Origin of the sequence: Paraburkholderia caffeinitolerans, assembly GCF_902859945.1 — a bacterium.
Taxonomy (GTDB): Bacteria; Pseudomonadota; Gammaproteobacteria; order Burkholderiales; family Burkholderiaceae; genus Paraburkholderia; species Paraburkholderia caffeinitolerans.
Genome location: NZ_CADIKL010000026.1, coordinates 39,420 through 51,275, shown reverse-complemented (window position 1 = coordinate 51,275; position 11,856 = coordinate 39,420). Strand labels below are relative to the sequence as shown.

The following is an 11,856-nucleotide window of genomic DNA, read 5'->3' as shown; positions in this document are numbered from 1 at the left end:
TTTGCTTTGTCTCCTCTTGGGGTAGAGAATTGCTCTCCGTTATCTCCGATAATCTCCGGAGTGGGTACTACGAAATCCAGGCTGAAACCGTCCGCTCAGCGTCGCTTGTGCAATAGCGTTTCGAGCCGATCCATCGCTTCGGTCAGGCTGGCGTCGCTGCGCGCATAGCACAGGCGGATCTGATGCGCCGACTCCTCGCCGAACGCGCTGCCTGGCGCGAGTCCCACACCGGCCTCATGCACCGCGCGTTTGCAGAATTCGAGCGTGTCGGTAACGCCGTCGATACTGAACATGAGATAGAACGACGCGTTGGCCGGAACCACATGCAGCCCGTCGATCGCGCGCAGACGATCGAGCGCGATCTGCCGGCCGCCGCGGCAGCGCGCCACGAACGCTTCGACAACCGCCTCGCCTTCATTGAGGGCCGCGGCCGCCCCTGCCTGCAGGAAGGACTGGCCACCGCTGGTGTTGAACTGGACTAGCTTCTCGAACGTGCCGAGCATCGCGCGCGGATACACGAGCCAACCCATGCGCCAGCCGGTCATGAGCCACGCCTTGGAAAAGCTGTTGATCACGAAGACCGGATCGTCCGCCGAGGCGATTTCCAGCAGCGAAGGCGCATAGGGCCGGTCATAGACGATGCGCTGATACACCTCGTCCGCGAGAATCGCAATGCCGCGCGAACGCGCGAATTCGAGCAATTGCCGCTGCTGGCCGGCTTCCATCGTCCAGCCTGTCGGGTTGCCCGGCGAGGCGTAGTAAATGGCCTTGGTGCGCGCATCGCAAGCGTCGATGAGTTGCTGCACGTCGAGATGCCATCCGTCGTCGCCGTAACCGAGCGGCACGCTGCGCACCTCGCCGCCAGCAATCGTGACGGCGCGCAGAATGTTGGGCCACGACGGCGTCACGCACACAACGTTGTCGCCCGGCTCGATGATCGCTTGCGCCACCAGCGTGACCGCATTCATGCCGCCGCAAGTGACGGAAATGCGCTCGTCTTCGATAGCGATGCCGCACAGCCGCGCGTAGTACGCGCGAATCGCATCGCGCAACTCGGCAATGCCGCGATTGGGCGAGTAGAACGTGTGCCCCGCCGCCAGCGCGCGACTCGCGGCATCGCAAAACGGTTGCGGCGTCGGCAGGTCGCTCTCTCCCGCCCATAAGCCAATGACGTCATTGCGGCCGATCCCCAGACGCCAGACATCGATGATCGGCGAATCCGGCATCGCTGCGATTGCTCGTCTCGTGATATCCATCGCGCCCTCGCGTTCCTTTGGAGTCCGATCAAAATGAAAAGCTCGTGCCTTGCATCGTACGGCGCGCATCGTCTCGCGCATCGAGAAAGCCGTCCTTCACCACGTCGATGTCGTTGGCGCTCACGGCCATCCGGCATCCGCGTTCGAATGCCTGGCGTACGGCGCGCGCGGTGCCGGTGAAGATGCCGCACGGCAAACCGTTTTCCGAGGCAGCGCGCACAACGCGCTCGCAGTCGCGGTCGATCACCTGGCTATCGACGGTGCCACGCGACATGGCAAGGTCGCCGGTTCCGATAAACAGATAGTCGACGCCCGGCGTCGCGGCGATGGCCTCGACGTTTTCCACGCCCTCGGCCGTTTCAATCATCAGACCAATCGCCACTTCGCCGTCGGCGGCAAGCATTGCCTCGAGCCCAGCTCTCAGCGGTCGCACGCCGCCGGCGGAACGCTTCCCCAGCGGCGGATATCGTCCTGCCGATATGGCCCTGCGCGCGTCGTCCGCCGTTTCAATGAGCGGCACCAGCACCGAAGCCGCGCCTGCGTCGAGCGCCTGTGAAATAGCACGGTGCGAGTTCTCCGCGCAGCGGGCAATGACCGGCACCTGCCTACCCACCACGCCAATGGCTGCTTCAAGCGTAGTGCGCTCCCACAAGCCGTGCTGGAGATCGAGGACAAGCGCGTCCGGATTTGCCTGGGCGGCGAACTCCACGATCGGAGCACTGCCCAGCGCCAGCCATATCAGATGAAGGGGCCGTTCACCGGCCAGCAGTGGCTTCAGCGAGCGAAAAAGCATGGACTCACGCCTCGTTACTGGTATCTATCACCGAGCCCGAGGGGCCCGGTCTTTCAAAAACTGAATTCAGTTTCTGGGATAGCGGGAACATTACTGTGGATATATTTTGGTGTCAACGAACTGCCTCCAAAAATTCTCGACAGCTCGCATCAAAGCCTTTTTCTGCGTGGAATTTGGGGTTTCTATCGAGACGGGTTTCCACCGATAGGCCGGCAGGAGCAGCGGCCTCATCGCTGTCTTGACAGTTCGCGCCCCAGAAGACGAGAATGAGTAGCAAATTCAGAATTCAGTTTACGGAACGACAGCCATGACCAGAGGGGTTGCAAAGATTCCCAAAGCGCCGGTCAGAACCGCGCTCACGCAAACGACGCTGACCGAGACCATCTATCAGGAAGTCCGCGCCCGGATGCAGCGCGGGGACGTTGGGCCGAACGATCGCATTCTCGATTACGAAATCGCTGACGAATTCGGCTGCACGCGCATGCCTGTTCGTCAGGCGCTCGTGCGCCTCGTCAACGAGGGCTTTCTGGTCGGCACCACGCGCGGGTTCGTCATCCCCAGGCTGACGAACAACGACGTCCATGAAATTTTTGAAGTCCGCAGGCTGCTCGAGCCGAGCGCCGCAGCAGGCGCAACCGCCGTGCTGACGGACATACAGGACGCTGCGTTAAAGCGCGCCTACCAGAAGGCCGTTCGAAGCTGTGAAAAGCAGGACGGCGCTGCGCTGATGGCAGCCAATGTGGAGTTTCGCGATGTTTGGCTCTCGGCCGTACAGAACAGTCGGCTACAGGACACGATCCGGCGTTTTACGGACCACGCGCAGCAAGTCAGGTCGCTCACGCTGACCGACCCGTCGACGCAGAAGATTGCCCTGGCAGGCATGCGTGAATTGCTGGAAGGCTTCCTCGAACGCGACTCGAAGCGTGTGAGAGCCGCCATGCTCGAATTCATTCTCAATGCCGAGCAACGTTATTTCGTGTCGGTGGAGGGCCAGGATCCGTGATCGAGCGGGGCGCACGCACGCGTTGCCCGGTGCCCACGGACCTGTAATTGCTGCGCGGAAGCGCCCGGACCTAGCGCCTGGACCTAGCGCCCCATGCGCCGGTCGTAACTACGGTTAATCCGCCCAAGCAGCGATGGATCTTGTGCATTGCCGGAATTGAATTGCACCATCACGCTGCCATCGGCTTGCTGGCGCACGTTCGCAGTGACCGTGCCGCCGGCGGCGGTTCCGGCTATCGCGCCGGTGCCGGGGTCCTGAACCGTGATCGCGACGCCCTCGTCACGCATCGCGCCCGCGGCGGCGGCAAAGGACCGGTCGAAACTCGCTGGCTGCATGATTACGGTGCCGGGAGGCGGCGCGTAGTAATACGGACATCCAGCCAGAGGCAGCAGGCCGGCGCATACGGCAGCGAGCATGAGGCGTCTCGCGACGACACCTTTCTTTCCGCGCAATTGCCGACTACTCCGTAAGCTCATCATGATGGGTGTCCGTGTGTCAGTTTCCTGGCGGGAGGTTTTAGCCTACATGCCGCCCCGTTCATTGGGTATCGGACCTTGGTCCGATTCCGGGGCTGCTTACCCGGGTTGTCACTACTTGCAGTCCGTTTCCATCCACTGGGCAATCAGGCGCTGCGCTTCGTGCAGGTCCGCTGGGTAGTTTGGGTCGTCGTTCCATGGCGACGGGTCGTAGCCCGCTTTCCTCAGAGCCGAAAGCTCGGCTCGGCGTTGCTCCTTTGTAGGAGACGGGTTGCTTTTTAGCGCGGTCAGCTCCTGGCACTCCGTTGGGCTCAGATGGGGTCCGCTTTGCGGCACGCCGCCGGCGGCACATCCAGTCAGCAGGAACGCCAGCGCAACAAGCGTCGAGTGGTTTCTCAGGAGGTTTTCCATGGAGCATCTCCACACGTTTGATTGGTGCAACGCAAGCGCTGCGATGCCGTCGGTCACGCGTGACTTCCGCGCTTATCTTCCCACTCTAGTGCTTCTGCTCGCCGGTTGCGTCGGAGGACACTCACGAAACGTCACTAGCCAGTGCCGCGACATTCACGTTCGGCAAGCGGCTCAGGATCTCCGGCGACAGTAGCAGCTTGGCCGCGCGCACGCCCGCTCCCATCACGACCTGCTCGCGCTGCATGACCGCCTCATCGACCAGCACGACCCAGTCTTTCGGCGCGCCAAAAGCCGTGATGCCGCCGAATTCCATGCCCGTTAACTCGATGGCAACCTCACGTTTGGCAAACGACAAGCGCTGCGCCCCGAGTTCGGCCTTGACGGCCCCATTGATATCGAGCCGCCGGGATCCAAGCGTTACGACAGCCGCATGGTAATCCGCGCCATCCTTCCGGTAACGCAAGACGATCGTATTGGCGCAGTCCTCGAGACTGAAACCGTAACGCTCGCTGAATTGGTCCGTGTCGGACGCATCGCTGTCGACGAGAAAAACGGTAATGTCGTTGCCGGTCAATTCCGCAGCGACTTGGCCCGGCAAATATTGGCCATACTCCGATTCGGGAACAACGTTCAGATTACGCAACTGCTCGCTCATTTTTACCTTTCCATTCGCATTAGTTTGAAAGCCGCCACATGGGCAAGCGTCCGTCGCTTTTCGCCCCTTGCCCCACTCGCAGGTCCACGTGGATATTATCCTTCTGGACGGTTAGCACACGCCTTCCGTTACCTGAACGTCTGACACGGCACCATCGCCGATAGTCGACCGCGCGCAGACATGCTAGGCTTTCCTCCAGACAACTCCGGAGACTGCGATGCCGTTCATCTGTGAAAACGTTGAATGTCGTGCCGTGCTGGCTCGTGGGCAGGTTCGACTCAGTCGTGACGACGAGGCGTGGTGTTTCTACTGCCCGGACTGTAACGCAAGGAACGAGTTAAACAATATCGGGGCACCCGGCGGCCCTGTAGAGTTGGTTCAGCCGGAAAGATCCGGCCCTCCACACAAGGTTATTGCGACAGCGCGACCATTGGAGGATGGCAGGTATGCAGCGCAATTGCGCGTTCAAAGAGCACTCGGCATCAAGGGCACGTATGCAGTCGAAGAGCACTGGGAGCAACTCGGTGTATTCCTCAACGCGCAAGAGGCCATAGCGCATGCAAATTCTTTCGCAGCAGAGCTGCTGAAGGCCTAGGCGTCCCTGGCTAGCCAGATTAACGTATATTCAACGCGCGGATCGACGGTCGTCGATCCCGCCAATTGGTGCTGTATGGCCAATGTCGGACGCGCCTCACCCGTAACCCAAGCATCCAGGCGATGGGTTCAACACCCCACGGCGTCCGCGCGCGTCGCGCCATCGATGCTCCTCGCAAGTGCCGCGCGAGCCGCAGGCTCGACTGCGGACAGACGATTATGGGCGAGGCGGATAGAATGGCCGGCCCTCACCTGTCGCTCGCCCGCGGCATTCATGTAGACGACGTGACCATCGCGCGCCGTAAGGAATACTCCTGCAGAAAGCCCGTCGAGCGTCTTTTCCAGCATCTCCGATCGAAGTGCCCGGATATCGAGCGCATCCGAGATCGCAGTTGTCCGGCAGGTGGACGGCCAACGCTCGGGGTTGAGGGCGCAGTCGTAGATATTTATTGCATCCATTCTTGCTGGCGAACGTTTCTATCGCGCTGCACTAGCTGGCTACGTATTAGCCATTGTCGGGCTCCTCTGGTTGATCGTACCAGGGGCCGGCGTCGCCTGGGCACTCTATACCTTGAGAGGCATGCGCATTACAAGCCCATCATCCGCAACCACAGGAAACTTCGTACGGGCAGCGCCGATTGGCATCGTCCTCGGATTGGGTCTGCAAGGTCACGCGCATGCAAGCGTAACCGGAATCACTCTCGCGGTGGTGTCTGGCAGACTGACGTCGGCAATCGGCTTTGTGGTCTCGTGTTCGACGATCCGACGATTGACGGCGATGTGCGCGGCTGCCGTCCAGCTACTGGTGCCGCCCGTGGCAGCGCTCGGCGGAGTTCTATTCCTGCATGAACACGTGAGTGCGCGTCTTGTTTTGAGTTCTATCGTTATCCTTATCGGTATCTCGCTCACGCTTTCGGATAGTTCAAGACACAAGCGCCAAATGCGTTAGTCGCGCGGCAAAAATCGCCGGCCGGCAAATCAGCAAAGGGGCTGCAGCGGCCGGCTCCTCATTCGTACAAACGCACTAGTCCGCCGACTTCCGCCCCGCTCCCAGCACACCCTTCAAAGCAAAGTCCGCGAATTTGCCGAACGGTGCCCGCAGCAAACTGGGAAGGTTCCAGCGCCCCTGAGCGAAAACACCTTTCGCGTGGCTCATCGAGCGAAAGCCTTCAATGCCGTGGTAGGCTCCCATGCCGCTCGGCCCTATGCCGCCAAAAGGCAAATCGTCCTGGGCCACGTGCATGAGCGTGTTGTTGATACCGGTATTGCCCGAAGTCGTCCGCGCCAGCAGCGCCTCGCATTCGCAATCGTGATTGCCGAAGTAGTAAAGCGCGAGCGGCCGCGGGCGCGCGTTCACATAATCGATAACCTCGTCGATGTTGCGATACGTCCGTACCGGCAAGATCGGCCCGAAAATCTCCTCCTGCATGATCGCGCTTTCATCAGTGGCCCCGACGACCAGCGTCGGCGCAAGCGTGCGCACGCGATTGCGTGCACTCTGCGGATTCACGCCCGCCTCGACCACGCGAGCACCTCGGCTTCGCGCATCGTCAACGAGGCTCACGAGGCGCGCGTAATGCCTGTCGCTGATGATCGAGGTGTAGTCGCGCCCGGTCGGCCCTTCGGGATACGAGCGCGCCACCATCGCATCGAACTGCGCGACGAAGGCTTCGAGGTCGTCCTCGTGAACCAGCGCATAGTCGGGCGCCACGCAGGTCTGCCCGCCGTTCGACAGCTTGCCGAACACGACGCTGCCCATGGTCCGGTCGTTGACGTGTCCGCGCGCGACGATCACCGGGCTCTTGCCGCCCAGTTCGAGCGTCACGGGCACCAGATTGTCGCTCGCCGCCTTCATGACTTTGCGGCCCACCTGGGTGCTGCCCGTGAACAACAGATGATCGAACGGCAAACCGCTGAAGGCCGCGCCGGTTTCCGGTCCGCCGAGTACAACGGCGACCTCGTCGGCCGGAAATGTATCCGCGAGCATCCGCTGAATGACCTCGCTCGTGCGCGGCGTCAATTCCGAGGGCTTGAGCATCACGCGGTTGCCGGCTGCAAGCGCGGTAGCCAGAGGAATGAAGGTCAGCGCGAAGGGATAGTTCCACGGCGCCATCACCCCGACCACACCCTTCGGCTGGTGTTCCACCCACGCCTGGCCGGAGCGGGAGAAGATCCCGACGTGGCGGCGCTCGGGCTTCATGAACCGGCGCAGGTTGCGCGTCAGGTAGTCGATCGACTGGATCACGCCGGCCAGTTCCATGAGGTCCGTCTCATGATGCGAGCGGTGCCCGAAATCCGCGCTGATTGCCTCTTGCACGGTTTCCCGGTTGGCGAGCACCACGGCGCGCAGCCGGGCCAGTTGCGCTTTGCGCTGCTCGAGGCTCGGCGGTCCCGCCCGCAGGAACGCGCTGCGTTGACGCGCCAGCAGGTCTGCCGCGTCGAGGCCTTGAATGGGCTCTACGGGAATGGTCATCCTGCACCTCTCGAGATTATCGAAATGTAGACACTGTCAACTTTATGATTTAGGATAGTAGTGGCAAAATGTGTCTCCTGTCAACATTCGAATAATCCCCATGGCGTCAGATGCGGACACGGAGCAAAAGCCCTATCACCACGGCGATTTGCGGCGCACGATCATCGAAACGGCCCTCGACATGCTGCAGGAGCAGAAAGGCTGGCAGTTCACCCTGCGCGAGGTTGCCCGGCGGGCGGAAGTCAGCCACTCCGCGCCCTATCGGCATTTCCCGGACAAGACCGCGCTGCTCCACGAGTTGGCGCTGATCGGGTTCGATCGTCTGCGCGACGCGCTGCTCACCGCACTCGATCCGGCGGCCGATGCGCCCGCGCACTTGACGGCGCTCGCTTATGCCCACATGGGCTTCGGCGCGGCGAACCCGGATCTTTATCGTCTGATGTTCAACACGGACGCGGGCGAGGCTTCCGATATCCATCTCGATCCGCGGACCCAGGCGCCCTTTCAACTGGTGATCGACGTCCTTGAGCGCGGCCAGCGCGAGGGCACGATTCGTTCGCGCTCCGCGCTCGGCCAGGCGACGGCATGCTGGGCTCATCTCCATGGCCTGACGATGCTGGCGATCGATGGGCGGCTGGTGCCGGAGAAAGTAGGCGATCACGCTGTCGAAGACGCGCTGGCCACGCTACAGGAAGGATTACTGAACATATCGGTCGACTAGAGGGCACGCGTCAGAAACCGCTTAGCGGCTCAGGTCTGGCGCGCCACTCGGGCCGGCAACGTGAGCCCTCACGTCGGCACCGATGCGCACATCGATCTGCGTGCGCCATTTGGGTAACTGATAGCCATACACGCCACGCACCCGCGCGATTTCGGTGGTGACGGGAAGCGCCAGCACATGTGCGTGGAAGTTTCTGCGCCGCATGGCGTCGAGCAACTCCAGCGCGTGGGACCCGCGCGCACCAGGCCGGCGGATCACGACGGAGATGGAGACTCCGTCGTAAGGGTCGTTATCGCAAACGGCGTATGAAAAGAAAGTCAGCGCCACCAACCTGAAGCCCGGGAACGCCCGAAGCAGTTCGAGCGGCGTCGGCAACATGGCCCGCAGCCGCGACAAGGGGGCCAGAAAATAGCACCTGGATATTGCTGGTGCGATAGTAGAAGTTAGGCGCCCATGCGGGACCGACTCGCGAGGCAACCAGTTGTTTTGGAATCCTTTTTAAATAGTCGATGTTTCCCGCCGCTGGATCCCGGGCCACCTCGTCCAGATTCGGGTTCATCCGGAAACGGTCGTAGTAGCCGCCTTCGGGCACTTCGACCTCGTGCGGTCCAAATTCGACCAGTGTGTACTGTCCGTCCATCTTCGCCGACCTTTCTCGATGTTTAACCCGGTGCGCAGTGCCCAGGACACGTCAGCACTTTAAGATTCAACCCAACTTGAAGGTCAAGCGTTTGAAAAGCGGATGCACGAGCGGCCAGAATACACAGCTACGATAATGGCGATCCATATGGAGAATCCACATGCCTCTTATCGATTTCAACTCCGTAGCTAAACAGAGCGCCGAAGCATGGAAGTCGTCGGTAGTGGGAAAAGTCGGTCCGGCGAATGTCAAGGTTCTGCGCATGGACGCCCAACCTTACGCCGAGGAAACCCACGACTACAACGAAGGGCTGCTCGTTCTCGACGGCCAACTTCGTCTGCAGGTCGGACCCGAGACCATCGTCGTGGAGGCCGGGCAGATGTATCTTGCCCTCGCAGGCACCGCACATGGAGTTCTGCCGGGAAGCCACGGCACCCTTGTCATCATCGACGCGTGAATATCGCGGGCGATGGCCCCGCCCCTCATGTGGATCGCGTACGTTTGCGGGGCTTCACCAGCCTCTGCACCGCACCCTCGGTGACATTCCCGAATAACTCGACGTTGCCACGCGCTCGCGCCGCGAGCATGGCGCCGTAGACCAGCGACACCAGCGTTGCCGCCTCGGTTTGAACCGATGACTCCAGCTTGAGGAGGCCGCTTTTCACGCCCGACTCGAGCACCTGCTCGAGCCACGAAGTCAGGTGATCGAAAAACGCTTTCACCGCCTGCGCCACTTCCTCGGGCAACGCGGGAAGTTCGGCGCCAAGCATGCCCGCTACGCAGAACGGCGCCGTGTCGTCCGCAATGCAGCGCTCCCAATGGCCAATGTAGGCGCGCAATTGCGCAATGGCGTCGGCGCCGCTCTCCTGAAGCGACGCAATGTCGGCGTCCAATGCTTCCCGCCACTCGTCCAGCACCGCAATCACGAGATCGGTCTTGACGGGGAAGTGATGGTGAATGCTCGCCTTTCGAATATCGATCGCTTCCGAGACGTCCGCATAGCTGAATCCGCTATAGCCGCGACGCATGATGAACTGCCGTGCCGCCGCAATGATCCTGTTTGCCGTAAGTTCTCCAGTCGCCGTCATACTACCTACCATCTAGTCGGTTGAATTTCAGAAAGTTTACGTCAGACGGGATCCAATTTCCAGCCTCGAAAATTTTCTTGCATGTATGCCATCCTACTAGTAGGATGGCTACATCGATCAGGTACGCTCCTGTCGACCCCTTCCTTCCCCGGACTCTGGAGCATGAAATGAACATCTCGTCGTATGTAACCCGCATCGCCGCTGCCGTCGCGCTCTCCTCCGCCGCCCTTGGCTCACAGGCCGCTATGGCCACACCGGTCAAGAACATCGTGCTCGTGCACGGCTATTTTGCCGACGGATCGGGCTGGCAGGCCGTTTCGAAGATCCTCACGCGCGATGGCTACAAAGTCGCGGTCGTGCAGGAGCCGGAAACGTCATTTGAAGACGACGTGAAGGCCACCACCCGCGTGATCGATGCGCAGGACGGCCCGAGCATTCTCGTCGGCCACAGCTATGGTGGCGCAGTCGTTACCGAAGCCGGCAACGACGCCAAGGTCGCGGGTCTCGTCTACGTGGCGGCGTTCCAGCCCGACACGGGAGAAACCCCGCTCCAGTTGACCAAAAAGATGCCGCCTGCGACCCAAGCCATCAAGGCGACTGCCGACGGCCACCTGTACATCGATCCAGCCAATTTCCACCAAGATTTCGCCGCCGATCTGCCCGCTGCGGAAACCGGCTTCATGGCTATCTCGCAAGTTACGCCCGCCGCCCAATCGTTCGACACGCCGATCACACACGCATCGTGGAGGACGAAGCCGAGCTGGGCTGTCGTGGCCACGGCCGACCGGGCGATCAATCCCGATCTGGAGCGCTTCATGACCCAGCGCGCGGGCAGCAAGACGGTCGAGATCAAGTCGAGCCACGTGGCCTACATGTCTCACCCGGCCGAGGTCGCGAAGCTGATCGAGCAAGCCGCAGCGCAGTCGGACAAAAAGTGATGAAGCATGACTTGCCGCCTCGGACCACGGTATTGGTCGAGGCGGTTCGGTTTGAGATGCCTGTCACAAGCCATACCGGAATAAATGCTTGTCGTCCGCGCCAGGCCTCGCTCGCTGAAACTACTCATACTTCTCAGCGGGAAAATCCTCATGATTACGGCAACGCGGCTGGGCGAACCCTATTGCGTGCATCTGCGTGTCCATCGACATGGCTGCCGAACGAGCGGGGGCCACACTTCCCGCCGTCACGGTACACGTGACTATCGACCGGCAAAACCGCGAAACCGGGTTTGACGTCTCACTGCAGTTCGCGACGGCACCGTCTGCGGCACATGAGGCGCTAGCTAGCGAGGCAGTGCTGACATCACTGGTTGCGCGAACGCTGGGCAAGCCAGTAGTGAATCATCCGGCCGTCATCGTCCCCCTTGAACGGGAACATTGGCCAAGCCCGAACAGACCATCGAAGCACGACGATCCACCTATTTTCGCGGTAGTGTTGTATCCGCCAGCCATCGAATATCGACGCAAATCCACCCCGAAAACACGCAGGCGCCATCGATGCAAACCTCACCGATCCTCGAATCCGCATTGACATGCCCGCACTGCGGGTACGTATCAGTCGTGACGATGCCGACCGACGCCTGCGTCTACTTCCAAGAATGCACGAGGTGCAAAGCCGTGTTTTCTCCGAAGCCCGGCGACTGTTGTGTATTCTGTTCATATGGCTCGGTCAAGTGCCCGCCCGTGCAAGAAGCCTGTGCCTGCTGTGGAAATTCTGTTTCTCGGCCCGCACATTGAGCGTCGCGCT

At 61.1% G+C, this 11,856-nt stretch carries 15 protein-coding genes and 1 pseudogene; 7 read left to right on the top strand and 9 right to left on the bottom strand.

The window, feature by feature from the left end; all coding sequences use genetic code 11:
- Window positions 1-95: 95 nt before the first annotated feature.
- Together HV773_RS23090 and HV773_RS23085 are read right to left on the bottom strand one after the other, a co-directional pair.
- Window positions 96-1,256, bottom strand: coding sequence for a pyridoxal phosphate-dependent aminotransferase (locus HV773_RS23090; protein WP_175196856.1), 1,161 nt, complete (start codon window positions 1,254-1,256; stop codon window positions 96-98).
- 28 nt (window positions 1,257-1,284) lie between these two features.
- The gene (locus tag HV773_RS23085) at window positions 1,285-2,049 is read right to left on the bottom strand and encodes an HpcH/HpaI aldolase family protein (RefSeq protein WP_175196855.1); all 765 of its coding nucleotides are present in this window, start codon (window positions 2,047-2,049) and stop codon (window positions 1,285-1,287) included.
- Window positions 2,050-2,356: 307 nt separating this feature from the next.
- Here HV773_RS23085 and HV773_RS23080 point away from each other — a divergent pair, with 307 nt between their 5' ends.
- Complete coding sequence (locus tag HV773_RS23080; protein ID WP_175196854.1) at window positions 2,357-3,052, top strand: GntR family transcriptional regulator; 696 nt, start codon at window positions 2,357-2,359, stop codon at window positions 3,050-3,052.
- A gap of 83 nt (window positions 3,053-3,135) precedes the next feature.
- Here HV773_RS23080 and HV773_RS23075 read toward each other — a convergent pair whose 3' ends face one another.
- From HV773_RS23075 to HV773_RS23065, 3 genes are all read right to left on the bottom strand, one after another.
- On the bottom strand, window positions 3,136-3,468 hold the full coding sequence (locus tag HV773_RS23075; protein WP_175196853.1) for a hypothetical protein: 333 nt from the start codon (window positions 3,466-3,468) through the stop codon (window positions 3,136-3,138).
- A gap of 174 nt (window positions 3,469-3,642) precedes the next feature.
- Window positions 3,643-3,939, bottom strand: coding sequence for a DUF4148 domain-containing protein (locus HV773_RS23070; protein WP_175196852.1), 297 nt, complete (start codon window positions 3,937-3,939; stop codon window positions 3,643-3,645).
- 121 nt (window positions 3,940-4,060) lie between these two features.
- Window positions 4,061-4,594 carry a YbaK/EbsC family protein gene (locus tag HV773_RS23065; RefSeq protein ID WP_175196851.1) on the bottom strand — a complete coding sequence of 178 codons (534 nt, stop codon included), beginning with the start codon at window positions 4,592-4,594 and terminating at the stop codon, window positions 4,061-4,063.
- A gap of 217 nt (window positions 4,595-4,811) precedes the next feature.
- Here HV773_RS23065 and HV773_RS36940 point away from each other — a divergent pair, with 217 nt between their 5' ends.
- Window positions 4,812-5,189 carry a hypothetical protein gene (locus HV773_RS36940; protein WP_246282368.1) on the top strand — a complete coding sequence of 126 codons (378 nt, stop codon included), beginning with the start codon at window positions 4,812-4,814 and terminating at the stop codon, window positions 5,187-5,189.
- Between the two features lie 128 nt (window positions 5,190-5,317).
- Here the strand turns inward: HV773_RS36940 and HV773_RS23060 are convergent, their stop codons facing one another.
- Window positions 5,318-5,647 carry a hypothetical protein gene (locus HV773_RS23060; protein ID WP_175196850.1) on the bottom strand — a complete coding sequence of 110 codons (330 nt, stop codon included), beginning with the start codon at window positions 5,645-5,647 and terminating at the stop codon, window positions 5,318-5,320.
- A gap of 70 nt (window positions 5,648-5,717) precedes the next feature.
- Between HV773_RS23060 and HV773_RS23055 the strand changes: the two genes are divergently transcribed.
- Complete coding sequence (locus HV773_RS23055) at window positions 5,718-6,137, top strand: EamA family transporter (protein WP_281365294.1); 420 nt, start codon at window positions 5,718-5,720, stop codon at window positions 6,135-6,137.
- Window positions 6,138-6,212: 75 nt separating this feature from the next.
- On the opposite strand, the gene HV773_RS23050 is transcribed toward HV773_RS23055, so the two are convergent.
- Complete coding sequence (locus HV773_RS23050; RefSeq protein WP_175196849.1) at window positions 6,213-7,661, bottom strand: coniferyl aldehyde dehydrogenase; 1,449 nt, start codon at window positions 7,659-7,661, stop codon at window positions 6,213-6,215.
- A 100-nt stretch (window positions 7,662-7,761) separates the two neighbouring features.
- Here HV773_RS23050 and HV773_RS23045 point away from each other — a divergent pair, with 100 nt between their 5' ends.
- The gene (locus tag HV773_RS23045; protein WP_175196848.1) at window positions 7,762-8,382 is read left to right on the top strand and encodes a TetR/AcrR family transcriptional regulator; all 621 of its coding nucleotides are present in this window, start codon (window positions 7,762-7,764) and stop codon (window positions 8,380-8,382) included.
- Between the two features lie 27 nt (window positions 8,383-8,409).
- Here the strand turns inward: HV773_RS23045 and HV773_RS23040 are convergent.
- Window positions 8,410-9,022, bottom strand: a pseudogene (locus HV773_RS23040) (acetoacetate decarboxylase); the annotation flags it as partial.
- Window positions 9,023-9,182: 160 nt separating this feature from the next.
- On the opposite strand from HV773_RS23040, the gene HV773_RS23035 reads away from it, so the two are divergent.
- Window positions 9,183-9,479, top strand: coding sequence for a cupin domain-containing protein (locus HV773_RS23035; RefSeq protein ID WP_175196847.1), 297 nt, complete (start codon window positions 9,183-9,185; stop codon window positions 9,477-9,479).
- Between the two features lie 25 nt (window positions 9,480-9,504).
- Here HV773_RS23035 and HV773_RS23030 read toward each other — a convergent pair whose 3' ends face one another.
- Entirely contained in the window at window positions 9,505-10,110 is a 606-nt protein-coding gene (locus HV773_RS23030) for a TetR/AcrR family transcriptional regulator (RefSeq protein WP_175196846.1), read from the bottom strand.
- Window positions 10,111-10,277: 167 nt separating this feature from the next.
- Here HV773_RS23030 and HV773_RS23025 point away from each other — a divergent pair, with 167 nt between their 5' ends.
- Both HV773_RS23025 and HV773_RS36935 read left to right on the top strand, forming a co-directional pair.
- Window positions 10,278-11,048 (top strand): alpha/beta hydrolase, encoded by a 771-nt coding sequence (locus HV773_RS23025; RefSeq protein WP_175196845.1) that lies wholly within the window; start codon window positions 10,278-10,280, stop codon window positions 11,046-11,048.
- 558 nt (window positions 11,049-11,606) lie between these two features.
- Window positions 11,607-11,846, top strand: a complete 240-nt coding sequence (locus HV773_RS36935) for a GDCCVxC domain-containing (seleno)protein (RefSeq protein WP_246282374.1) — start codon at window positions 11,607-11,609, stop codon at window positions 11,844-11,846.
- Window positions 11,847-11,856 lie beyond the last annotated feature (10 nt).

What these genes read in the sequence shown, in the direction of transcription:
- HV773_RS23090 (WP_175196856.1), bottom strand. Translation starts at nt 1,256, where the DNA reads ATGGATATCACGAGACGAGCAATCGCAGCGATGCCGGATTCGCCGATC.
- HV773_RS23085 (WP_175196855.1), bottom strand. Translation starts at nt 2,049, where the DNA reads ATGCTTTTTCGCTCGCTGAAGCCACTGCTGGCCGGTGAACGGCCCCTT.
- HV773_RS23080 (WP_175196854.1), top strand. Translation starts at nt 2,357, where the DNA reads ATGACCAGAGGGGTTGCAAAGATTCCCAAAGCGCCGGTCAGAACCGCG.
- HV773_RS23075 (WP_175196853.1), bottom strand. Translation starts at nt 3,468, where the DNA reads ATGCTCGCTGCCGTATGCGCCGGCCTGCTGCCTCTGGCTGGATGTCCG.
- HV773_RS23070 (WP_175196852.1), bottom strand. Translation starts at nt 3,939, where the DNA reads ATGGAAAACCTCCTGAGAAACCACTCGACGCTTGTTGCGCTGGCGTTC.
- HV773_RS23065 (WP_175196851.1), bottom strand. Translation starts at nt 4,594, where the DNA reads ATGAGCGAGCAGTTGCGTAATCTGAACGTTGTTCCCGAATCGGAGTAT.
- HV773_RS36940 (WP_246282368.1), top strand. Translation starts at nt 4,812, where the DNA reads ATGCCGTTCATCTGTGAAAACGTTGAATGTCGTGCCGTGCTGGCTCGT.
- HV773_RS23060 (WP_175196850.1), bottom strand. Translation starts at nt 5,647, where the DNA reads ATGGATGCAATAAATATCTACGACTGCGCCCTCAACCCCGAGCGTTGG.
- HV773_RS23050 (WP_175196849.1), bottom strand. Translation starts at nt 7,661, where the DNA reads ATGACCATTCCCGTAGAGCCCATTCAAGGCCTCGACGCGGCAGACCTG.
- HV773_RS23045 (WP_175196848.1), top strand. Translation starts at nt 7,762, where the DNA reads ATGGCGTCAGATGCGGACACGGAGCAAAAGCCCTATCACCACGGCGAT.
- HV773_RS23035 (WP_175196847.1), top strand. Translation starts at nt 9,183, where the DNA reads ATGCCTCTTATCGATTTCAACTCCGTAGCTAAACAGAGCGCCGAAGCA.
- HV773_RS23030 (WP_175196846.1), bottom strand. Translation starts at nt 10,110, where the DNA reads ATGACGGCGACTGGAGAACTTACGGCAAACAGGATCATTGCGGCGGCA.
- HV773_RS23025 (WP_175196845.1), top strand. Translation starts at nt 10,278, where the DNA reads ATGAACATCTCGTCGTATGTAACCCGCATCGCCGCTGCCGTCGCGCTC.
- HV773_RS36935 (WP_246282374.1), top strand. Translation starts at nt 11,607, where the DNA reads ATGCAAACCTCACCGATCCTCGAATCCGCATTGACATGCCCGCACTGC.